At 40.7% G+C, this 20,985-nt stretch carries 21 protein-coding genes; 7 read left to right on the plus strand and 14 right to left on the minus strand.

From position 1 onward, the window contains the following. Position 1: 1 nt before the first annotated feature. The 5 genes from AC6JA8_RS15295 to AC6JA8_RS15315 form a co-directional block, all read right to left on the minus strand. Positions 2 to 2,521 (minus strand): acyl-CoA reductase, encoded by a 2,520-nt coding sequence (locus tag AC6JA8_RS15295; RefSeq protein WP_497974582.1) that lies wholly within the window; start codon positions 2,519 to 2,521, stop codon positions 2 to 4. Beyond that, positions 2,521 to 3,687: a LuxE/PaaK family acyltransferase gene (locus AC6JA8_RS15300; protein ID WP_497974583.1), complete on the minus strand. Its 1,167-nt coding sequence runs from the start codon at positions 3,685 to 3,687 to the stop codon at positions 2,521 to 2,523. The genes AC6JA8_RS15295 and AC6JA8_RS15300 overlap by 1 nt, the downstream gene beginning before the upstream one ends. Next, on the minus strand, positions 3,674 to 4,840 hold the full coding sequence (locus tag AC6JA8_RS15305; RefSeq protein ID WP_497974584.1) for a GNAT family N-acetyltransferase: 1,167 nt from the start codon (positions 4,838 to 4,840) through the stop codon (positions 3,674 to 3,676). The genes AC6JA8_RS15300 and AC6JA8_RS15305 overlap by 14 nt, the downstream gene beginning before the upstream one ends. After that, positions 4,837 to 6,063 (minus strand): MFS transporter, encoded by a 1,227-nt coding sequence (locus tag AC6JA8_RS15310; protein WP_497974585.1) that lies wholly within the window; start codon positions 6,061 to 6,063, stop codon positions 4,837 to 4,839. Before AC6JA8_RS15310 ends, AC6JA8_RS15305 begins: the two co-directional genes overlap by 4 nt. A gap of 64 nt (positions 6,064 to 6,127) precedes the next feature. After that, positions 6,128 to 6,463, minus strand: a complete 336-nt coding sequence (locus tag AC6JA8_RS15315) for a response regulator transcription factor KdpE (RefSeq protein ID WP_497974586.1) — start codon at positions 6,461 to 6,463, stop codon at positions 6,128 to 6,130. A 28-nt stretch (positions 6,464 to 6,491) separates the two neighbouring features. Here AC6JA8_RS15315 and AC6JA8_RS15320 point away from each other — a divergent pair, with 28 nt between their 5' ends. After that, complete coding sequence (locus AC6JA8_RS15320) at positions 6,492 to 6,773, plus strand: hypothetical protein (RefSeq protein WP_497974587.1); 282 nt, start codon at positions 6,492 to 6,494, stop codon at positions 6,771 to 6,773. Beyond that, a complete protein-coding gene (locus AC6JA8_RS15325) occupies positions 6,770 to 7,423 on the plus strand; it encodes a M24 family metallopeptidase (RefSeq protein WP_497974588.1) in 654 nt (217 codons plus the stop codon). The genes AC6JA8_RS15320 and AC6JA8_RS15325 overlap by 4 nt, the downstream gene beginning before the upstream one ends. Here the strand turns inward: AC6JA8_RS15325 and AC6JA8_RS15330 are convergent. Genes AC6JA8_RS15330 through AC6JA8_RS15340 form a run of 3 tightly spaced genes read right to left on the minus strand, consistent with a single transcriptional unit; the run spans position 7,415 to position 8,996 of the window. Then, complete coding sequence (locus AC6JA8_RS15330) at positions 7,415 to 7,903, minus strand: hypothetical protein (protein WP_497974589.1); 489 nt, start codon at positions 7,901 to 7,903, stop codon at positions 7,415 to 7,417. The two genes, AC6JA8_RS15325 and AC6JA8_RS15330, sit on opposite strands and share 9 nt — an antisense overlap. Positions 7,904 to 7,913: 10 nt before the next feature. Then, positions 7,914 to 8,600, minus strand: coding sequence for a class I SAM-dependent methyltransferase (locus AC6JA8_RS15335; RefSeq protein ID WP_497974590.1), 687 nt, complete (start codon positions 8,598 to 8,600; stop codon positions 7,914 to 7,916). 9 nt (positions 8,601 to 8,609) lie between these two features. Then, entirely contained in the window at positions 8,610 to 8,996 is a 387-nt protein-coding gene (locus AC6JA8_RS15340; RefSeq protein WP_497974591.1) for a hypothetical protein, read from the minus strand. A gap of 195 nt (positions 8,997 to 9,191) precedes the next feature. On the opposite strand from AC6JA8_RS15340, the gene AC6JA8_RS15345 reads away from it, so the two are divergent. Both AC6JA8_RS15345 and AC6JA8_RS15350 read left to right on the plus strand, forming a co-directional pair. After that, positions 9,192 to 9,998 (plus strand): polysaccharide deacetylase family protein, encoded by an 807-nt coding sequence (locus AC6JA8_RS15345; RefSeq protein ID WP_497974592.1) that lies wholly within the window; start codon positions 9,192 to 9,194, stop codon positions 9,996 to 9,998. Positions 9,999 to 10,004: 6 nt separating this feature from the next. Continuing rightward, positions 10,005 to 10,463 (plus strand): hypothetical protein, encoded by a 459-nt coding sequence (locus AC6JA8_RS15350; RefSeq protein ID WP_497974593.1) that lies wholly within the window; start codon positions 10,005 to 10,007, stop codon positions 10,461 to 10,463. Between the two features lie 27 nt (positions 10,464 to 10,490). On the opposite strand, the gene AC6JA8_RS15355 is transcribed toward AC6JA8_RS15350, so the two are convergent. From AC6JA8_RS15355 to AC6JA8_RS15370, 4 genes are read right to left on the minus strand one after another with little or no spacing between them, the layout of a single operon-like run. After that, positions 10,491 to 12,314 (minus strand): hypothetical protein, encoded by a 1,824-nt coding sequence (locus tag AC6JA8_RS15355; protein ID WP_497974594.1) that lies wholly within the window; start codon positions 12,312 to 12,314, stop codon positions 10,491 to 10,493. A 33-nt stretch (positions 12,315 to 12,347) separates the two neighbouring features. Further along, complete coding sequence (locus AC6JA8_RS15360) at positions 12,348 to 12,773, minus strand: hypothetical protein (protein ID WP_497974595.1); 426 nt, start codon at positions 12,771 to 12,773, stop codon at positions 12,348 to 12,350. 11 nt (positions 12,774 to 12,784) lie between these two features. Beyond that, positions 12,785 to 13,693 (minus strand): hypothetical protein, encoded by a 909-nt coding sequence (locus AC6JA8_RS15365; RefSeq protein ID WP_497974596.1) that lies wholly within the window; start codon positions 13,691 to 13,693, stop codon positions 12,785 to 12,787. Further along, positions 13,693 to 14,478 (minus strand): TIGR02147 family protein, encoded by a 786-nt coding sequence (locus AC6JA8_RS15370; protein ID WP_102244694.1) that lies wholly within the window; start codon positions 14,476 to 14,478, stop codon positions 13,693 to 13,695. The genes AC6JA8_RS15365 and AC6JA8_RS15370 overlap by 1 nt, the downstream gene beginning before the upstream one ends. 278 nt (positions 14,479 to 14,756) lie before the next feature. Between AC6JA8_RS15370 and AC6JA8_RS15375 the strand changes: the two genes are divergently transcribed. From AC6JA8_RS15375 to AC6JA8_RS15385, 3 genes are all read left to right on the plus strand, one after another. Beyond that, positions 14,757 to 15,449, plus strand: a complete 693-nt coding sequence (locus tag AC6JA8_RS15375) for a L,D-transpeptidase (protein ID WP_497974597.1) — start codon at positions 14,757 to 14,759, stop codon at positions 15,447 to 15,449. A 155-nt stretch (positions 15,450 to 15,604) separates the two neighbouring features. Further along, entirely contained in the window at positions 15,605 to 15,889 is a 285-nt protein-coding gene (locus AC6JA8_RS15380) for a hypothetical protein (RefSeq protein WP_497974598.1), read from the plus strand. 141 nt (positions 15,890 to 16,030) lie between these two features. Continuing rightward, on the plus strand, positions 16,031 to 17,362 hold the full coding sequence (locus AC6JA8_RS15385; RefSeq protein WP_497974599.1) for a hypothetical protein: 1,332 nt from the start codon (positions 16,031 to 16,033) through the stop codon (positions 17,360 to 17,362). Positions 17,363 to 17,426: 64 nt separating this feature from the next. Here AC6JA8_RS15385 and AC6JA8_RS15390 read toward each other — a convergent pair whose 3' ends face one another. Continuing rightward, positions 17,427 to 19,109 carry a 30S ribosomal protein S1 gene (locus AC6JA8_RS15390; RefSeq protein WP_497976887.1) on the minus strand — a complete coding sequence of 561 codons (1,683 nt, stop codon included), beginning with the start codon at positions 19,107 to 19,109 and terminating at the stop codon, positions 17,427 to 17,429. A gap of 229 nt (positions 19,110 to 19,338) precedes the next feature. Then, positions 19,339 to 20,874 (minus strand): YiiX/YebB-like N1pC/P60 family cysteine hydrolase, encoded by a 1,536-nt coding sequence (locus AC6JA8_RS15395; protein WP_497974600.1) that lies wholly within the window; start codon positions 20,872 to 20,874, stop codon positions 19,339 to 19,341. Positions 20,875 to 20,985 lie beyond the last annotated feature (111 nt).

A 20,985-nucleotide genomic window follows, 5' to 3' on the forward strand; every position in this document is an offset into this window, starting at 1 on the left:
CTTAAATCCTATGATCAATCACACTTCTTAGTTTTCCAGTGCTGCTGCTGAAAGTGAGCTCTTTTCTCTCGACAACCTGAACTTCGAAATCCAGCACCAGGTCCTCTTTCACCACCAGTTTCAAATCGCTGTACTCTTCCATGAAGGTTTTTAATAAACTCTCAGGAGTCTGCGCCGTTTTGAATAAGTTTTCAATTTGAATGACAACCTTTTCTTTTTTTAGTCCTTCACCTGCATAAAGATGAAGCTGGATAGAGCCTTCATATTCAAACTTATCAATCAGGATCTTTTGAAACTTTTGGTAACTTAAAAAGGTTGTTCCGATTCTAAAAACATCACCATGGCGTCCCATCAGTTCAAAACGAGTTCCCATGCGACCGCATTCACATGGACCACTCAGCTCTCTTCCTACATCCCCAATAGCATAGCGCTCAATTCGCTGCCCATGGCGGACTTTTGAAGTGAAAAGAAGTCTTCCAATCTCACCTTTTTTTACTGGTGTATCGCTCTCAAGACCTACGATTTCCATATCGTGAAGTTTTTCATGCAGATGGTGAATTCCACCTGTCGCGTATTCACACTGATACCCTAATGGGCCTGCATCTACTGAACCATAACTTGCTGAGCGGATAATCTCTACTCCATACTCGCGCTTAAGATACGTTCTTTGGGCCTCACTGAAATGCTCTCCACCATAAAAAATCTTTTTGATTCCACGGTATTTTTTTAGCTCTTCATGATTCTCTTTAAAAAGCTGAATAAAGTAAGAAGGCATCCCTAATAGGGTATCAACTTTATTTTTGATAATTGTTTTTCCGACTAAAGCAAAGTCAGTGCTTGCTCCCATCGGGAAATGAACAGCATGAAGCTTTTCTAAGATTGTGAAGAAACTTGTGAATCCTCCATAAAGAGAGCCGGCATAAAATAGATTCATACACCTGTCTGTTACTGGATTTAATCCAGCGGCATACAGTCCTTCAGCAGCAAGCTCCATTTGACGATGGTAATCTTCATAGGTAAAAACTGAAAGCTTAGGCTCTCCAGAACTTCCTCCACTATAAAAGAAAAGGTCTGAATAACGCTCTTCCACTTTTTGGTTTTGAAAATCGGCCTTCTCCATAATCGGAGTCGTCCTAACTGGATTTTTAGTTTTTGGGTCTTCAAAAGAGCTTTTATTTTTCATCATGACTGCATTTTTTGAGTCATGAAAATTGATTCTCTGGCAGTAGCGCTCAAGAGCGTAAACACCATCGTGGGGCTCACCGATATAACTATCAGTCATCTCCCCGATGGCCCTGATTCTTTGAACACCGGCCATATAAAGATCGCGAGAGAGTGCTTCAACTTCAAAAGCATCGGCAGCGATCCCCGCTGTCTGCAGGTACATTTTGAGTGGTCTTAAGTGACTGATGATGAGATTTCTTGGCATTGGTTTTAGCCAAATCGTTCTAAAAAGAGGTGATGAATTTAGAGCTGGTGTGTCTTCTACGTAAATGCGCCAGTCGTGGTTTTTTGATTCAACCAGATGGCTTCCGCCTTTAATAGATTTTAGTCTTACCTGCTCTTTCGTCACTGTCAGCTCAGCGGTTTCCTGAACTCCAGGAAGAACGCGCTTCATGCTTGGCGAAACTTCATTGAGAGCTTTTTCCAGGTTTTTTGCCAACTCTTTTAATTCTCGAAAATCAGCGTCTTCAATAAAAACACACTGCGGACTTGAACAGGCCATCTGTTCATTAAGGCAAATTTCATAAGCAAGCTTCTTATAAACTTCTGAATCATCTTTTTTAGATTTCGCAATATAAGAAAAAGAAATTTTGTGTCCCCACTCGACAATGCGGGCCCCGCGGGGAGAGATTTCTTTTACACTCTGGACACTCTCTTCTCCACCCCAGACCGAAATAACATCAGCAAGAGAGAGAACATTTTTTAAATAGTCTTTTTCTTTAGAACTAATCTTTGCGACATAAACGTAGTCTTTGATTGTCCCAGTCGTGTCGAGTTTACAAAGGGCCTCATAAAAAAGAGCGGCAAAAGCACTGTCTCTTCTCGCTAGCTTTAAAATATTCACATTTCCACTTAAGAGACCTTCCATCACCCCTAAGACACCAAGAAGTGGTGAATTGTTTGGAGTCACGTGCACCAAAGTCCCTAATGGATACCAGGCTTCAAAGTGGTTTTCTCTAGCGTCCTGTCTTTTAAGTTCAAAAGGGTGCTCACTTCCTAGCTCTCTTTTTAATTTTACACGCAGTTGATCCACGCTTAAAAAGTCAATCAATCCATCCATTGAAGCTTTGACTTCATCGTTGGTGATATCTTCTCTACTTTCTAAATCTTTCAGAAGTGTTTTATAAAGATTCCCTTGGGCCTTTAGTTCTTCCTGCATCCTTTTTACGACATCAAACAGTACGTAATGTGATAGCGGTGGTTTTGCCCAAAAAAGAGAATTCTCAAAATGCTTATTAATTTCTACTTTAAATTCATCATCAGAAACAATTTTTCCAGACCAAAGATTTGCACTCATTATGACGCCTTCCCTTTTAAAAGTTCAGAGGCCGCGAGCGCACAACTCTTATTCTTCGAAACTCCAGCTCTTCCGTGGATTTTAAAATAGGGAGTCTCCATCCCACACTTACATTTCTCATGCAGCGAGGCCATATCACCCATAATGACAGAATGAGCTGGCATACTGGTAATATAAGGAGAAATAAAATGTAAAAAACCTTTTTGGTTAAAACCTAATGGTTTTAGAGTTTCCACATCGCGGATAAAAACGCGCGACCAAACGGGAACGTGGAACTCGTGATGAGAGCATTCCACATAAGGGATACAGTGCTCTACTGAACCAAATCCATCGCGAAGCCTGTCATTAGGAATCCCCAGCATTTCTTCGGCCAGTTCATAAAGGTCATTTTTTTCAATTTGTTTATCAGCGTGTCCTTTCCATCCCCCACCAAGAAAGACCATCGAGTCTTTGTGGAATTTTAAAGGAGGAAGTCCCAACTTCTTCATGCGCTCAAGAGCAAAATAAAAGAAGGCCGGGAATCCGAACAACCTGACTGGAAGCCCCTGGTCAGCAAATCGCTTAAAAGCATCAATTGTTCCAAAACAATCGAACTCGTGTCCTCCACTCCCTGTTAACTTAAGAGCTGTGAAGACTTCATTGACTGGAGCGTACTTACAAAGAAAGTTATCTGTATAGGCCGTTCCCAATTTAGAACTCGCCTCTGTCTGGTAGCTAAAAAGAATATAATTGCACTTTTGAGTCTCTGTGACCCAGCCGTATTTTTCAAAAATCCAATCAACCATTCTCTGAGCTGAACGGATCGTCCATTCATCAAAAAAGATTTGCGACTTCTGACCAGTTGTCCCTGATGAGGTCAGGTGTAAAAAAACTTCTGAAGGAGGAACTGATAAAATTTCATTCCCTTTAAAAAAATGCGCCCATAGATGTGGGATCTTTAAGCAGTCATCGAGAGTTTTAACATCTTCAGGTTTAAATTTCTGTGACTGGCTCAGGTCGCGGTAGAAATCACTTTTTTCAATATGCCAGGCAGAGATTTCTTTCATCGCTTTAATGAAATCATCATCGCTCTTTTTAAAACCACTATACGGATCGCTTTGGTCGCATAGAGATTGAACATTTTTTAGCTTATCGCTATCGGGGACTCTTAGCTTATTTTGTTCCATAAATAACCTCAATCGTATCCAGGTTAACCTGCTTCCAGGTATCCACATACTGATCAATAAATGGTTTAAACTGAGAAATAACCGCCATTCCTCTGAAGTTTAGAGGTTCCATTGTTCTACTTAAAACAATGTAATCTTCAAACTTGCCGTCCACTTCCCTCATTGCCGGGTACAGTGCACTTGGTACGAACTGACCAGCAAGTAGAGGTTCAATAAACTGCGTGAGTTTAACATTGATAAGAACTTCAATATAAGACACCCCGATATCATCAAGTTGCATATAAAGGCTTGTTAAACTGCCAGCAAGTTCTGAAATAGGTTTTGTTGCTTTAATAAGTGTGCAGTAACCATCGCGCTTACTGAAATAAGCAAAGATCTCAATTCTCCCCTTTTTATCAGCAATCAGCATATTGGGCGTGTGAAAAGGAAAGAAGCGGTCTTTTGGATCTGGAAAAGTCTCCAGGAATTTTCTGTACACATAATGAGGAGCGCGGATGATTTCAAAGTCCCATGCCTCATTCGTTGATGGGGCCTCTGGAGCAGAGAGAGGGACTCCTGCTGGAATTGATAAATCCGGCACTATGTTTTGAAGAATGCTATACATAGGAATCAGAGATTGCGAAACTTCTTTAGTCGGCACTCTCTTTTCCAATAGCCCTTTTCTAAACTTAGCAAACAATGTCACTGTCTCATACTGACTCAAGCGGTGAGCATTGGGAAAAATCCCCAGGGGAAGGTATTGGTTTTTTATAAAAACTCTTTGAGGACCAACTGTGATGGTTCTGGTTGTCGCATAAAGTGAATTGATCTCACTCTCCTTTTCCAGGAAATGCTCTCCAACATAAACCACCAGGTGATTTCCAATTTTATTTTTTTGAAAATTCGGATGAACGACAAGCCCTACCAGCTTTCCAATTTTATTTTCTTTATCAATCTCTGTAATAAGCGCACCGGTGATCACTTTCTGATTGAGATCACGGGCCACAAGTACCATATGGGTTTCATTATTTTGAATCGAACGAGAAAGAAGCTCTGGGTCTGTCCCATACGAGATTGGATACTTTCTTCCGTAGACAGCGCGGTAGAGATTGATGATCTCATCAACATCCCCAGTCGTCGCTCTTTCAATCACTTCATTATTTCCAAACTTCATACATTCTCACTTGATGGTTTAGTTTTTAAAAAACTCGGCATAAAAAACGCAATCAGCATGGTCAAGAGACCGCAGATTAAAGCAAACTTTGGAACTTCAACCACTGGAAGTAAAACCCCAGAGATGGCAAAAGAAAGTGGCATAGAGGCGGCTGAAATAATATTGACGGCCACCATAATCGAAGGCACTTCGCTTTCTTTGAGGGATGTCTGGAAATAAGTTAAAACCTGAACGTTTAAGAATGTACTCAGGACCCCGATTAAAAATAACAGGAAGGACGCCTCTCCTGTCGTTTTAGAAAATGAGAAGACCTGAAAGAAGAGACCGAACAAGAAACAGATAATGGCAATCATTCCGATGCGTTTTTCTTCTCTCACTGTAAAAGCGCTTAAAGATAAGAACATTCCTGTTAAGAAAGCACCAACTCCCATGGCCCCTTCAATCATTGCCAGATCACTGCCGTTGCCCTTAAAAACATTCTCTACGTACCACGGGATCATAACCATGATCGGAGTAAAGACGACGTTGATAAAAAGAAAGCTCATCAGCATTTTGGCAATCGCCGGGTATTTTTTTAAGACGACCATAGGCCCCATGGCCTCTGCATCCTCCGAAGCTTTCTCTTCTGTTTTGATAAGTTTTACCATCCCTTGCAAAAGTGCTGCTCCGATAAAACTCACAGCATTGATAAGAATTAAAATTTTGATATCAAAAATATTAAGTAAGAAAATAGAACAAGCAGCTCCCAAAATATTTGAGATTGAAAAACTGGTGTCTAGCAAAGCATTGAGTGGTGCAATCTTGTCGTCTTCAACCAAGAGTGGTGGCAGTGATAAGATGGCCGGGTTAAAAACACTAGAACCTATTCCCACTAAAAAAGATGCTGCAAATAAAAGCATCAAGAAGGCATTGCTCTTTTCTGGGACAGTAAACAAGGCGCCGAAAAGTGCGAGTAAAACAACTCCCCTAAAATACTCCGAGACAATAACTGTTTTTAAAATTCCAAATCGCCCGATGAGCTTGGAAGAATAAAAAGACATAAAGATGTGTGGTAAAAAACTCACCGCTAAAAACCATGGAACGATGTTGATCGAATACATGGTGGTGAGATACCAAACGAGTCCAATGGACATCATCTTGTCACAGACGGTTGATAAGAGTTGAGAGAGAAAAACGACGAAGGCATTCTTTTCTCGAAGGATTCCAAGTTTTTGATTTGTCATAATCCTATTTTAAGTTATCCCTTAAAATCTGCTTGGAAGAGGACAAAAATTCTCTAAAACTAATTTAGTCAATTAAGGCAAGAACCCTCTCGGCCAGATTATGGGCCACGAGGGGTTTAGGAAGGAAGCCAGCGACCCTTTTATCCAGCGAATTCTCAGAACCAACTGGCCCTGTGGCCACAAGTTTAGTCCCCTGTGAGTACTCATAGAGTCTTTCTAGGTCGGAAGGATCATTGTCCAGGTCGAAAATGATCAGGTTAGGCTTGAGGTCATCAATCAAATAAAAGTTCTCGTTCAGGGTTTCAACAGTATAGACTTCTGCCTTTTTAGCTCGTAGTGCCAACTCCATCATTGAACGCAAAAACTTTTCTTTTTCGATATAAAAAACTCTCTTTACCATGGGAGCATTCTCTTGTTAGTCTTGGTAAATGTCAAACCAAGTTCGCGTCATTGATTCATTATCTGGCACTAGCCTCTTCGAAACAACCATCGATAAAATTAACGATGCTTATGCCTTTGCTACGCAAATGGAAGAAGCAGGATTAGATATCGAAGTGGTTGCTCCGGGACTGGCCGAAACATTGATTCGCTCACTTGGCGCAGACGACACTGAGATCAAAGCTTACCAGCAAAGCCTGCAAGACGAGATCGACGAACACGAAGACTCGGATTACGGCTGTGCAATCTGCCCTCCGGGTCCCCACAAATGAGCTCTCCTCTAGAAAACACCGGCGAACAATTCAACTTGGAAGATTACCTGCGCGCTCAGGAAAAAACCCGCCAAGTTGTAGCGAGCTTTGCTAAAAAAATCACACCAGGCATGACAGAAAAAGAAGGACGTATTCTTCTGGAATCGATGATGGATGATTCGGGCCTTGAAAAAAGATGGCACCCGACAAAGTTTCGCATGGGTCCTAATACAACTAAAAATTTCCGCGATAATTCTGAAGATTACACACTTGTTGAAGATGATATTTTCTTCGCCGATATCGGTCCGGTTTACTACAACCACGAAGGCGACTACGGTGAGACTTTTACGATTGGACACAATCCAAAACACAAACATCTCGCTCAGAGTGCTAAAGCTGTTTTCTACTCTACTCAAAAGGCCTGGAAGGAACAAAAACTTACAGGGAAAGAGCTTTATACTTTCGCGGAAAATGAAGCTAAAAAACTAAACCTGAGACTCAATAGCAATATGTACGGACACAGATTGGGAGACTTCCCTCACGCCGTCCATTCAAAAGAAAAATTAGGCAGTATTGAATTTTCCCCAGCACCCACATTATGGGTACTGGAGATTCATTTGATTGATGATGAATTAAGTCGTGGTGCTTTTTTCGAAGATATTTTACTTTAAGAAACAAGAGTAAGCGTCTTTCATTTCTTCCATGTTTAAATCAACCCAGCACTGAATTGTCGAAACAAAAGAAACACACTTCCCTCCCATTGCACAGTCAGTGATTGGCAGGTCTCTTTTTTCTTGAATCGTATTAAAAAGTTCATTCAGGTAACGCCCCTCTTGAATCTTTGTTCCTTTGCCATTCATTTCAAGTACGGCATCAGTATAACACTTCACACTTGGAAGACCTCCTGTTGGAAGGTCCGGGTAAGCTGCATCTCTTGATAAATAATCGCATCTCACGTTTGAAACTTTTAATTCAAAAATTCCAGGTGAAACTTCTTTTTGTTTGAATCCCTGATCCACAAAAGTCGCCATGATTAAACGAGGAAGTCTTGCCACTACAAAGTCTTCGTCATTTGACTTAAGCCAGACACCTGCATCCCCCGCCATCGCTGTATTTGCCAGTAAAAGAATCCCGAAGATAAATGCTCTCATATGTGTTCTCCTAAGCCTTAAATTCAAATAAGAAGATCTCGCGGTCTACATTTTTGGGAGTAAATTTAGCACTCACTCTCATCGTTTTCATTTCTTCCGGATACCCCAGCTCCCTCATCGAAGAAACAAATTTTTGGATATAAGCTCTTCCCGGATCAGAAAGAATGATTTTTCCTCCCGGGTTTAAAAAAGCAATCAAGGCCTGGGCCACTTGTAGAGGATGTTGACTTTCATATAAAATGTCAGAGCCTAGAACAAGATCGAATGTGCCAAGAGTATTTTTAGTGCGCTCGATCTCTGAGCGCCAGTTCATCACTTCGTATTGAAATTTGGTTTGATTGCCTGCTTGATTTTTCTCGAGGAAAAGCGGAACATCTGCATGAAAATCAGTGGCAATAACATCACCACCAAATCTTGTTGCGACAAAACTAGGCAGTGCAAGACCACATCCGATTTCCAGGATTTTCTTCCCTTCACACATTTGTGGCGTTAGAAATTGACTCAGTCCAATTCCCGCTTCCCAAAGAACCCCAAAATAAGGGCAATGTTCTTCGGCCAGAGACTGGTCTTGGTCATCTTCACCAAAATGCGCGCATAAAATATCAATGCTCTCATCCAAATCGCGAATAGTCGTCATATCCAGATCGAGCACTGATACAGTTTTTGTAGGATAAATATAACCAAAGTGACTTTTCATAAAAATGAATTAGTAGTTCATGAAAAGTTCAGCGCGTGAGTCTGCCATTCCTGGAAAACTTACCTTTACAATACATCCAGAAAGATCAGCTCCCGGAGTCCAAGTTACCTGGATTTCCCAAGTTCTTTTATAAGTTTTGCTTTCGATATTGTATCCAGAGTGCAGAAGAAGAGTTTGTTTGTATTCACACTCAAAGTTACTCCATTGTTTTACCAGTGTGTACTTTGGCTCAGCTTTAGCGTCTTTGCTATTTGTTTCTAAAGTTAGAGAGATAACATCTTTTTTAGCAACATCTACCAGGATTTCTTTTCCAGGTCTTAATTGAGCGTATTCAGTGTTGTAAGCAAAAGCACTGACAGAGCTTAATAATAGTGCAGACGCGATCATCTTTTTCATAGATTCCCCTTCGTAAATTAAGTCGATTTATTTGGGGCGTTTAAACCATAGATTGCCTGTACTTGTCTGCTCTCCGTGAAAAAAATACCCGCCTGAAAAAAGGCCATCATGAAAGAATTTCAGCCCTTAAGACAAGAATTTTTAATTTTAGTATAAGTCCCCTACATTTACACAATGCTTAAAGGGGACTCTCAAATGAAAACAACTTTACTAGCTGCACTTTTTTTAATGTCAGCAAGCGCCTTTGCTGATTTCTCAGGAAAAATTATCGGGCAACAAGATGAAAATGCCCAAGATAAAGTCTTCTCACAAGGGAACATGGAAAGACTTCACCGCGGTTCAAAGGAAATCATCCTTACTTTCGATGATGGTCCAACAGCTGCTGTTACTCCAAAAATTCTTGATACTCTAAAAGAGTACGGCGTAAAGGCCACTTTCTTCGTCATTGCTAACAACGCTAAAGACCACCCAGCGATTATGAAAAGAATCTTAGCTGAAGGTCACATTGTGGCAAACCACTCTCTTGATCACCATGCACTAAAAGATCTTTCATTCTTCTCTTGGAAGAAGACTGTAAAGAAAGAAGTTCTTGATGCCCACACAATCCTTGCTCCTTATATGTCAAACGGGAAGAACTTCTACTTCAGAGCACCGGAAGGAGCTTGGGACGATAAGTTTGCTGACCTGTTAAACAAAGAAGAAGTTGGAAGACAATACATCGGACCAATTCTTTGGGATATCGGTGGTGAAGTTGAGCTAAAAGACGGTCAATATGTTCAAGCAGCTGACTGGGCTTGTTGGAGCAAAAAAATGACTATCGATGAATGTCTATCTGGATATATGTACGAGTCTCGCAAAGTAAAAGGTGGAGTTGTCCTAATGCACGACCTTCGTCCTCAATCAGCAGAAATGCTTGCTAAGTACATCCCTCAGTTAATCAGCGAAGGTTTCACGTTTGGAACTCTTGATGATATCAACTGGGATGCTAGAAACGGCAAATAGACTCTCTTGAAAACGTTTATCCTATGCCTTTTATTTTCTTTTAATGTCAAAGCAGAATTGCAGGCCCCGGAATACGGGTCCTGCAATTTTTATCTCTCACTAGAAAAAACCATCCCTTGCGGTCCGGCAGGTTATGCTAAAGATTTTGGTTATTTTTATTGCGAACAATTTTTAAAAGCAAAAGCTTATCGCTTTTCTGAAAGAGGAAAAGAGTTTTTAACTAAAAATGCTTTTTGTCTTCAGGATGAGATCTACCGCTCCTACATGGACAATCCTCATTTAAGCTGCCAACAAATTGAATCCAGCGCTTTTAAGGATCATGTAAACTGTTACACTGAATCAGACTTTTGTGACTTATCAATCTCGGATAAAATCATTCTTACTAATGTTATAAAAAAGCAACTTCCTTTAAAAGTTGTAAGAAATCAGATCAAAGCAGTTTTAAAAAAATGTCGTCTCAAATAAAAAAGGCCCTCATTGAGGGCCTTTTTATTATTTTCTTGGAACACATCCAATTCTTTTATCACTTGTCTGCATCGATATTGGCAACCCACTCATAGAATTTTCATTTAACTCATTAGGTGATTTAATCACAAAAAGCTTTCTATTATTTGCACTCAAAGGATCAAGCATCGGATGCTTTGGCCAGTAATAATAAACTCTCTTAGAATGATAGTCCCCTCTTGTTACAAGTTTCTTCACTCCATTTTCAATGGTAAAAGCAATCCCCTGTAGCTCGGAATCAGTAATCAACATTGTTCCATAAAAAGTTTTATAGCTAGTCCCATCCTGAATTGTTTCCGGTTCTTTTTCAGCGATGTAAAGCGCCTCGGTAGAATGCATATAATCTCCAAGAAGACTCAGCAGCGGCTGATTTCCCTGAAAGTCAGTCGCTGTTGGGCAAAATGCAGTCCCAGTCACAGTAGAAAAAGGAACCATGACATAACCGACTGGTACATTCGAAGGATTCGTTGAAAGACTCGAAGGACGGTTAGAATAATTAAGAAGGTTAAAAAGACTCAATGTCGCATTAATACCAAACTCAGATGAGAGACGATCTTCTAAAATCTTATTGATACGCAACTTCCCGCTGCTTGCTACATCATAAGTAAAACGAAGGTCAGCTTTATCCCAAGTCAAGAAGTGAGCGCGCTCGAGTTCTAGTCTTTCATAGATGTAACTATCTGCACCTGGATGCAACTGCTCATCATGACAAACAACTTGTGATTGTCTTGCTCCACCGACAGCAGGAACAGGCGCCGGAGTTTCATTATTTGGGTAGTAATAGTACTTACGGACATAAGTTGTGCGAATGATTTCACCCATGGCATCAGTCTTTCCACCGTAAAGCAGACATGTGTACTGATTGGCCGGAGCAATCTTTAAAGCTCCGCCCACTCCACCATCTTCTGGCGCTAGCTCTTTTCTTCTGACCTGGAATTCTCTTGTCTGGGCATTTGATCCTGTTTTATTCTCTACCAGCTTTAGAATCCATGTACGCTCAGTGCTTAACTGAGAAATATTTGCACTAAAAGAATTAGAATCTTTCTTTAAGGTAACCGGAATATTAATGGAATTTGCTCCATCCCATGCATTCAACACGCACTGAGGTGTGACTTCATCGTGGTTTAACTGAGCAGTACACCAGTTATAAAGATTTCCCAACTTAGGGTTGAGTGCCACATCAGCTTCAGGAGTTGTATTCACATAGAGAATAGCTGCAGTTGAATAAGGCTGAATCGCGCAAAAGCTATCACAGCCGTTCACAATGTCTGGTCTGCCCATTCTGCATGAACAAAAATCTGGTTTGATTCCAATAGTCTTTGTCGGTCTTGGAAGGTCGTTTTGCTCAGCTAAAAAAGCAATCGAGAATTTTTCAGCTGCGGCCTCATTATAACCCCAAATATGAGAAGCTTCGTGAAGCAGGCGTTTTTGCACTTCAAGTGAAGCATCTTCTAATTCTGTATCTGTCTTTCCAGCGAAGGCCTGATAATAAGGAGCAAGAATTGTCACTCTCGCTGGTTTTACTTGATAATCCATCGCAAGTTTTTTTCCATCGCGGTACCTAACCCAAAAATACAACTGGCGAAGGTTATCGTACTTAAGTGTTCTTTGAAGAATCTCTCTTCTTTCTGGATAATCAGTTAAGTCCTGCATCATCGAATGGGCAATTTTATCTTCCAGTTCCTCACTCGCCATTTTTAAAATCTTAATTGATTGTTTATAAGCAAATCCGCCATTGCCGGCATCGTCTCCACCTTTAGCAAAAACAGTTGTGCTAAGGGCGAGCAAAGTCATCATTAATAATGTTTTCATCTTCATATTTCTTCCTTAAAAATTATTTTTAAATTATGGGTCAACCGCGCTTGAACAATCTTTTGGATCAAAAGATGGGACTGGCGGTTGAACAGGAGGACGGCAAATATTGTTCACACATGATCCTTTAACTAAAGTTGGTGGGCATCTAAGAGCGCACATAGGTGAACCATCTGCCCCAACCCCGGTCCTTACGACCTTACAAACGGTCACATACTCCGCCTTACAAAACTCATTCGAAATACATGTCTCACCTGCTGGTTTTGAGCATGATTGCTGTGAACTATGTTCAGCACAACTCGAACTGCCTCCATTATTTCCTTTACAGCATAGAGTTTGGCATTGGTAATCACTTGCGCATTGATCGCCGACTTCAGCATTGCCAAAAATTTCTTCTAACCCTGCAGACGCTGTCGATATTAATAAAAAACTAAAAAAACTTAGAATAAATACTTTCATCTTGATGCTCCTTAATTTTTATTAAACACGCATCCAAGTTTTTTTGTATAACTGTCAGGATCCGCAAATTTTACAGTCACAATCTTCCTGCTTCCTTTTATCAGTGGGTCTTGCACATCACTGAACGGATAGTAAAAGTAAATAGTTTCTGTCTCTATTTGATCTTCATATTCAATTCTTTTTTTCAGCCCATCTCTGATATAAAAACCATATTTCATGATATTTTTTTCAGCGACCTGAAGTTTAGCAATAATCGTTCTATTCTCATTTGGTGTGACGAGTCTCTGAGGCTCCATCTCTCCTAGATACAGGCCTTCTGTCTCCCCAGTGTACTCTGTAATAATTTTTAATACGGGTGAAATAAAGAAGTTGTTGCTCGAAGGGCAATAGTAGCTATTTGTATAAGTATCCAAAAATGGCCTAACAACATATCCAAAGCTGCTTCCATTAAATCTATATCTAAAAAAGAGGTCTGACTGATAGTTTACTCCTATCTCTTTTAAAACTCTGTCCTGAATTATCCTATCAATCTGCATCTTTCCTGATGAATCGCTCTGGAAGCGCGAATCAAATCTGCTATAGACAGGAAAAATATTGGAAATCAAATCTAAGCGTGGAAACTCTATTGAGTCTCTTTCTCCATAAAGTTGAGCATCATGACAGACATAAAAAGGATTATCCTCAATCGGCTCTGGCATAACTTCATTAAGATAGTAAAAAAATTGTCTCGCATATGATGTGATTTCTACACCACCATTATCAGGGCTATATTTTCCGGCCTTTAATATACATGAGTATTGCTGAACAGGTGAGCGCTTAAGTAATCCCGAGCCGCCATTGCCTGTATCATCCCCACCTTTTGCAAAAACAGTGAGAGGATTTAAAACCATTAACATTAAACCAATATAAATAGACTTCATTACACTTCCCCTTTTGTAGACTTGCTCAAAGGAATCAAATGAACGCCCAGATTGTACACTCTGGTCTTCTCACCCTCTCCTAAAAATTCTGCCATTCTTTTTCTAAACTTCATGATCTCTTTTTTTGCTTCTGGGATACGCTCCTCATTAATCGCGACAGTAATGGAAGTGATATCTCTTTCTAAAAGAGGATCTTTTTCTAAAGACTCAATTGATTTTTCTAGAATTTGTTTTTGAAAATGCCTGATACCTGCTGAAGCAATATCAGTGCTGGTTGAGAGATGGGTTGAAGTCCTGAACAACTTCCCCTCCTCATCCCTATCTAAAATCCCTAAACGAAGCAGGCGCTCAATGGCCATCTTTGCTTCCAGCTCAGTGATCGAGAGCATTTTAGCAATCCACTTAGGGTCTTCCTGAAATGACTGCATAAAAAGAAGTTGGGTAATACCGTAGTGGTACCACTCCTTCATGGCATTGAAACAATCGATGCTCAGTTCTTTTTCATGCCTATCTGTTTTTTCTTCGACCGTTTGCGGGTCTGTGAAAAAAGAATAAAGAGTCTCTCTTTCCATCGGCCCCATGTGAAGTGCATCTGCAATTCTGGTTGCCAGGTTGAAAGTCATCTTTCTTTTTCCCGAAAGAACTCTTGAAAGAACCGCTGGACTCACATCTACCATCTTGGCAAACGCGCGCAGAGAGAATTGCGGATTCTTTTTTGTCTTCTCTGCCAGTAAATTTTCCAGCCATAATTGTGAGTGGCTAGTCTCAATTGTATTTGTTTCCATGAATCCATTATCGTTTGGTTTGGAAAATTTAAAAGACCTTTGGTAACAAAGTGTTGCTTTGTGGCAACATCCGACGGAGAGAATCAGGAAACAAGGCGACAAAAAAAGTTGGGTTACACCGCGTTGCCACCAAAATGTCAGTAAAAAAAATTTCCAACACCAAACGCATAATCAGCAAGTTCAAAAGATAAACAAATTTACCCCTAAAGATTTAGGATGCCTTACCAGGTTTGAAGTGTTACTAACCTCCCACTGTTTTAATGAACGAGGAGATTCCATTGAAAACTTTATTCGCAATGATTTTCGCACTAACTGCATTCACAGTTGCAGCACAAGACATGGCAGGGGCCACACTAGGAACGACAAGACCAGTTGATGTCGACGTGACATTCACAACAAGTACATTTGAAACACAACCGTGGACAAAAGAATTCCGTTACGTGGTTGTTGTTAACAAGGCCAACACAGGTAAAGACGCTCAGACAATTAAAGTATTCGAGTACGGACAACTTATTAGACAAGAAAAAATCTCTACAGGTAGAGATGAATTCGAAAGAAAAGGTGAACACCACTCTAAAGCAGACTCATGGACTGTGACTCCAACTGGATACTACACTCCAACTTTCCTAAGCAAAGACCACAGGTCTTCAGCTTACGGCGGAAAATGGTCGTGGCTCACTGGTGGAACGAAGATGCCATTTGCTATCTTCTTCAATGGTGGAATCGCTCTTCACGAAGCTCCAAAAGGAACTGAAGGAATGTTAGGTAAAAAAGCTTCTGGTGGATGTGTTCGTCTTCCAAGCTCACTAGCATCTGACTTGTTCTACCGTATTCAAGAAACTGAAGGTGCAAGAAACCCTCGCTTCAACGTTAATGGAACTGCGATGCTAGACGCTCAAGGAAACCAGATGTACGGAACGAAGTCAGCGTTTTCAGCTCTAATCGTTGTTCAAAACAAAGTTATCGACTAGGTCTCATACAAAACCCTCCAAAGGTTTAGCACACACTTAAGGCCCTTATTTTAAGTATTAAAATAAGGGCTTTTTTGTTTTTAATATCAATACTTTAATCAATCCATAATCTTTCAATATTTCTACCTTATTCTTGGTTCAACGGAGGATGAGATATGAAATCAACAATGCTCTTTGCTATTAGTTTATGCCTGTCAGTTGCTATTGCTGGTGAACGCGGTCAGAGAGGACCTGGCGGAGGCGGACCACAATTAACTGATGCTCAAAAAACCTGCTTAGAAGGAAAAATCGGAGCTCCTGGGAGCGGAAATAGGCCATCTCGTGAAGCCATGGAAGCGGCCTTTAGTGCCTGCGGAGTAGAAAAACCGAAAGGGCCACCTCCTGGGGGACGTGGTCAAGAGCAACAAGACCAAAACCAGGAACAGGCCGATAGCGAATAATTAAAATTCAAGTACACAGGGGGCCTTTGAATGTGAGGTCCTTTGTCCTTTCAATACAAGTAGGGTTGTGTTGGAGGGATTAAGAGGGTCTACTTCTCTAGGCCCTCTTTTTTTTTTGTTCACTTGCCGATAAGTCCGGCAATGAAAACAACACCAATACTGCTAACATTTACTCTACTTTTTTCGGCCTGCTCTACTCCGCTTCACCAAGAGCGCGATCCCGCTACGGCCAAACCTGAGTCGTGCAAAGAAATCGTCACTTCTTTTTTAGCTCCGTCCCGATTTAATGGTGAAGCTTTCGCTAAAAAAATGCAGATAGAAGCAACGACGGATGAACTCTCTAATCTTTTTTATGCTTTTCGCGACATTGACCTCAATACATTGAACGATGAAGAGATACGCACAATGCGTGCGATTTACCTTTTTAGCCAGGGAGATAAAACTCTTCGAGACGAGCTTGCCGCTGAGTTTATCAAGACGGTTAAAGGTGAAGCGGCCGATTTAAAAAATAAAAACTGGGATCGCTTTCTTGCTCACAAAAAGAAAATAGATAAGTACCGTGCAAAAAAAATAGCCACTGCTAAATCTGCTGAAGATAAACTCAGCTTAGAAAAAAAAGTTGTTCTCTATGAAAAGCTTTATATGAGCTGCAAGTCTCATGTGCAAAAGAAGCCAACACCGGCAGATCTTCGCCTCGCTAAAAAACTGACCTGGGCACTCACGGCCGGGTCAATGACATCAACAGCAGTGACTTATGCCTACACTCACAAAGATGAAGAGAAAGACTCAAAGTGGATGAAAGGCATGTATTTCGAACTCGCTCTTTCTGGAATCTTCACCTATGTCGGTGGAACATTCGTCACATCTAATCCAAGACTCAATCCGTGGACAGTGCGCGCTCCACTTACCTACTTCAATGCCGCTGTGGCAGACCTGGGACCTTCGGGAGCCTACTCTTATTTCTTCAATGACGACAACAAAGAAATGCAGAAGAAATTTGAGACAATGAAAAATGATCCAAAACTTGAAGAAGAAGTCGCTGAACTTCTCCACTTCGCTCAGGAGAATGGACTGTTTGAAAAACACCTTGCGGCCACAGAAAAACTTTTTAAGCAAAAGCCTCACTCAAAAATGAGTGTGGAAGAAATTAAAAAATCACTTGATATCAATCAAGTCGATCTTGAAGAAAGCCGTGAACTTCTTTTTGAAGCAATGTCTGAAAAAGAATACCAGGACAACGCCGGCACTTTCCAGACTGGAGACTCGGGTCTGGACCGCTACACTTTTCACCGCCTCTGGACGCTAGGAAGTGTGCCCTACAACATCGGATTTGCCCTTTTAATGCACAATCAGATGTGTATGACCACTGACCCAAAGGCCGGTTTTGCCAAGGCCGTAGGGACGTATTTTGCAGGTCAGCTGCTTTCGGATGTGATTTATTATAAGACGAGACAGAAGACGATTAATCAGTAGCCAAAAAAAAGGCCCTCTTGCGAGGGCCAATTCATTCTCAAAGTTGGGTTAAAACCTTTTCGAATTACATGTCTTTTTTGAACTTATCAGCAAGAGTAGCAGCCTTTACTTTTTCAGTAGACTTGTACTCTCCGCCGTGAGCTGCAGCTTTCATTGATAGAGCGATTTTCTTCGCTTCTTTATCAACTGAAATGACCATAGCTTTTGGCTTGTCACCTTTCTTAATTACGTCAGATGGTTTTTCAACTCTTTCTTCAGATAGTTCAGAAATGTGGATTAGACCTTCGATACCAGTTTCTAGTTCTACGAAAGCTCCGAAGTCAGTTACACGAACAACTTCTGCTTCAACAACTGTTCCAACTGGGAATCTTGATTCAATCTTCTTCCATGGATCTTCCTCTAGTTGTTTAAGACCTAGAGAGAATTTTTGGTTTTCTTTATCAACAGCTAGAACCATAGCTTCTACAGCTTGTCCTTCTTTGAATTCTTCACCAAGGTTGATGTTTTTCTTTGTCCAAGAGATATCAGAAACGTGGATTAGAGCATCCATTTCTTCACCTAGGTCAACGAATACACCGAAATCAACGATTGATTTCACTTTACCTTTAACTTTGTCACCAACTTTGAATTTAGCAACTAGAGCATCCCATGGGTTTGCTTGAAGTTGTTTTAATCCAAGAGAGATTCTCTTGTTTTCAACGTCTACGTCTAGAACTTGAGCTTCGATTCTCTCACCAGCATTGAAGTGCTTAGTTGGGTTCTTAATTTTGTTTGTCCAAGACATTTCTGATACGTGGATTAGACCTTCGATACCATCGTCTAGTTCAATGAATACTCCGTAGTCTTTAACAGATACGATTTCTCCAGAAACTTTAGTTCCTGGGATGTATTTTGTTCTAGCTTCTTCCCATGGGTTAGCTTGAACTTGTTTTAGACCAAGAGATACTCTTTCCTTATCTGTATCGAACTTAAGAATCTTAACTTCGATTTCATCCCCGATATTAAGGATGTTAGATGGGTGCTTAACTCTTCCCCATGACATATCTGTAATGTGAAGAAGTCCGTCAATACCACCAAGATCGATGAATGCACCGTAATCAGTGATGTTTTTAACGATACCTTTAACAACCATTCCTTCTTCGATTTGAGAAAGAATTTCACCGCGCATTTTTCCACGCTCTTCAGCAAGGATTGCACGACGAGAAAGAACAATGTTCCCTCTTTTCTTGTTGAACTTGATAACTTTGAATTCCATTGTTTTACCAATGTACTTATCAAGGTAACGAGTTGGACGGATGTCAATTTGTGATCCTGGAAGGAACGCCTTAACACCGATATCAACAGATAGACCGCCTTTTACTTTTGCGATTACTGTACCAGTTAATGGTTCACCAGATTCGCAAGCAGCAGAAATGCGATCCCATGCTTTTAGGATTTCTGCTTTGTCTTTAGAAAGAATTAGGTTCCCCATGTGAGATTCTAATTTTTCTAGGTAAACTTCGATTTTATCGCCTGATTTAATTTTCAGTGATCCATCGTAGTTTTGGAATTCTTTCACCGATACAAGACCTTCTTGCTTGTAACCGATGTCGACAGTAACGTAATCTTGACCGATGTTGATGATTGTTCCCATGAACACTTCACCTTCTTCAAAATTTTTCGTTGTTGCCGTGTCTAGTAGCTTACTAAAATCAGTTTCTTTCTTTGTTTCGATGTCTTCACCAATGACGACGTCGTAACCTTTCATCCAATTCTGTTTTAGTTCCTGTTTTTGAGCCATAAATACCTCGAGAGAGTTTTTTTACCAGTCAAAGACTGGCCCCAGCTTCTGCTTTAAAAAAGAGTCACTAGATTTGAAGGGCAAATATACTAGGTTTCCCTATGTAAGTCGAATGAATTATTGAATTTCACCTAAGAGGGTGCGGCGAGTCTAAGACCCGCCGTGGGAATGTTAAGTAACTTATTGAAATTTAGAGCTATTTCTTCTTGTTTTGAGTGAAGATAAACCACTTTGGGCGATTCCATGTCGTCTTTAGCATCTCGATGTCAGAGAAAACAGCTTCGCGCTTTTTGTCGTTACCGTCGAGAAAGACTACCAGGTCGTATTGTTGTTTATCTGTTCCGTACGTTTCAGTGAATTCTTTAATAATGTTATTTGGAGTCACCACTGGTCTTCCCATTGTTGTTGTCACCGGGAAGTAGAGACCATTTTTTTCTTTTGTCGGCTGGTACGTATAGTAGATCAGTTCCGAACAAACGACAGTTGAGTCTGTTCTGAAGTCGAAGTTAAAATCGTACGGACGGCCTTGATACGTCAGCGACGTCAGCAGCCCTTTGGCCATATCGAGATTTGAAAGTCGCGGGCGAATAACTGCAAGCGAGTCAGCATTAGCTGAATGCTCAAGGCTGGTAAAAACCACTCCCTCACTCATTGCTTCCAGAACGCGGTAGTCGTGTTTTGTTTCGTCCTGACCTAAACTTTCCTGATAAGCTTCTTTATGTCGACTAGCTAAAAGCTCTTCAAAACTTCCACTTTCAATTCCTTCAGCTTTTACCCATTCGATAACTTCCGGGTCTTGCTCCAAGTAAGCGCGCTCTTCTGGGCGTCCAATATAAAGAGCAGCGTGTGGCCAGAAACCAGGAAGACCGATATTTGATAAATACCATTCACGTCTTTCAATCAGGACATCTCCCGCTCTTAATTTAGAGTGGATGATTTTAATTTGTTCCTGATTAATTAAGAATTCATTTCCGCGGGCCACGCGCTCATCCCCCATCCATTCAGAAATATTTTTCTGTAGAGGGAAATAGATTTTAAATAATAAATGCGCTGTAATTCTGCCGGCATTTTTCATTGTATAGAGAAAACCTTTATAGCGGTTGAATTTACCAATGTAATCTTCGTCTTTTTCAATTCCTGAACTCAAAGGAGAAACGGCGACTTTATTAGTTAGGCCCTGGATTCTATAACCTGAATATTCAGTGAACTTTTTAATATTGAGGTATTCAAATTTAAAACGGGCAAAAGTTCTCGACTCAAGGCCTAATTCAGAAAAAGATTCATTTAAAACTTTATCAGTTGTAGGAATCGTTCTCATCGCGCGAATAAAAGCGATCGCACTTTTATATTGGGCCAGGTAAGCCGCGTACTGGACAGTGAAGTAATCATCTTTTAAGAATTCATCGTCTTCGATTTCTTTTTCGTAAGAAGAAAGTTTCTCAATAACCAGGTTTAATTGCAGGTGTGAATAAAGCAGTTGTCCCCAGGCTTCACGAAGCATTTGGCGTTCGTCATTAGTTAATGATGAAATGCGGGCCTTCTGGCGCATCTTCTGAAAAAGCTCTCCATTTTGAACGTGGTCAGTTAACTGCTCAAGGCGCTCGCGGTTTTCCATTGTTAATTTTGTATAATGATCAATGAAAGAGCGCTCTCTGAATTCATCAGCATAGGCCATCAAGGGCAGTGCTAACGCCGTTAAAAGTATAAAAGAAAGAATTGTTTTAAGAGACATAACAACCTCTAAGGAAAGCCTATTTCCAGAGGGGAAATGCAAAAAAGAAGCCTGCTAAATGGAGTTTGTTTTCGCGAGTTTAGGAGGACTGATGTGTCTATTTTTTAGACA

This window comes from Bacteriovorax sp. HI3, from assembly GCF_059738875.1.

Coding starts and splice junctions, on each gene's coding strand:
- AC6JA8_RS15380 (WP_497974598.1), top strand. CDS start 15,605: ATGAAATCAACAATGCTCTTTGCTATTAGTTTATGCCTGTCAGTTGCT.
- AC6JA8_RS15355 (WP_497974594.1), bottom strand. CDS start 12,314: ATGAAAACATTATTAATGATGACTTTGCTCGCCCTTAGCACAACTGTT.
- AC6JA8_RS15365 (WP_497974596.1), bottom strand. CDS start 13,693: ATGAAGTCTATTTATATTGGTTTAATGTTAATGGTTTTAAATCCTCTC.
- AC6JA8_RS15295 (WP_497974582.1), bottom strand. CDS start 2,521: ATGAGTGCAAATCTTTGGTCTGGAAAAATTGTTTCTGATGATGAATTT.
- AC6JA8_RS15300 (WP_497974583.1), bottom strand. CDS start 3,687: ATGGAACAAAATAAGCTAAGAGTCCCCGATAGCGATAAGCTAAAAAAT.
- AC6JA8_RS15325 (WP_497974588.1), top strand. CDS start 6,770: ATGAGCTCTCCTCTAGAAAACACCGGCGAACAATTCAACTTGGAAGAT.
- AC6JA8_RS15360 (WP_497974595.1), bottom strand. CDS start 12,773: ATGAAAGTATTTATTCTAAGTTTTTTTAGTTTTTTATTAATATCGACA.
- AC6JA8_RS15330 (WP_497974589.1), bottom strand. CDS start 7,903: ATGAGAGCATTTATCTTCGGGATTCTTTTACTGGCAAATACAGCGATG.
- AC6JA8_RS15345 (WP_497974592.1), top strand. CDS start 9,192: ATGAAAACAACTTTACTAGCTGCACTTTTTTTAATGTCAGCAAGCGCC.
- AC6JA8_RS15370 (WP_102244694.1), bottom strand. CDS start 14,478: ATGGAAACAAATACAATTGAGACTAGCCACTCACAATTATGGCTGGAA.
- AC6JA8_RS15395 (WP_497974600.1), bottom strand. CDS start 20,874: ATGTCTCTTAAAACAATTCTTTCTTTTATACTTTTAACGGCGTTAGCA.
- AC6JA8_RS15315 (WP_497974586.1), bottom strand. CDS start 6,463: ATGGTAAAGAGAGTTTTTTATATCGAAAAAGAAAAGTTTTTGCGTTCA.
- AC6JA8_RS15340 (WP_497974591.1), bottom strand. CDS start 8,996: ATGAAAAAGATGATCGCGTCTGCACTATTATTAAGCTCTGTCAGTGCT.
- AC6JA8_RS15335 (WP_497974590.1), bottom strand. CDS start 8,600: ATGAAAAGTCACTTTGGTTATATTTATCCTACAAAAACTGTATCAGTG.
- AC6JA8_RS15310 (WP_497974585.1), bottom strand. CDS start 6,063: ATGACAAATCAAAAACTTGGAATCCTTCGAGAAAAGAATGCCTTCGTC.
- AC6JA8_RS15390 (WP_497976887.1), bottom strand. CDS start 19,109: ATGAAAGGTTACGACGTCGTCATTGGTGAAGACATCGAAACAAAGAAA.
- AC6JA8_RS15305 (WP_497974584.1), bottom strand. CDS start 4,840: ATGAAGTTTGGAAATAATGAAGTGATTGAAAGAGCGACGACTGGGGAT.
- AC6JA8_RS15385 (WP_497974599.1), top strand. CDS start 16,031: ATGAAAACAACACCAATACTGCTAACATTTACTCTACTTTTTTCGGCC.
- AC6JA8_RS15320 (WP_497974587.1), top strand. CDS start 6,492: ATGTCAAACCAAGTTCGCGTCATTGATTCATTATCTGGCACTAGCCTC.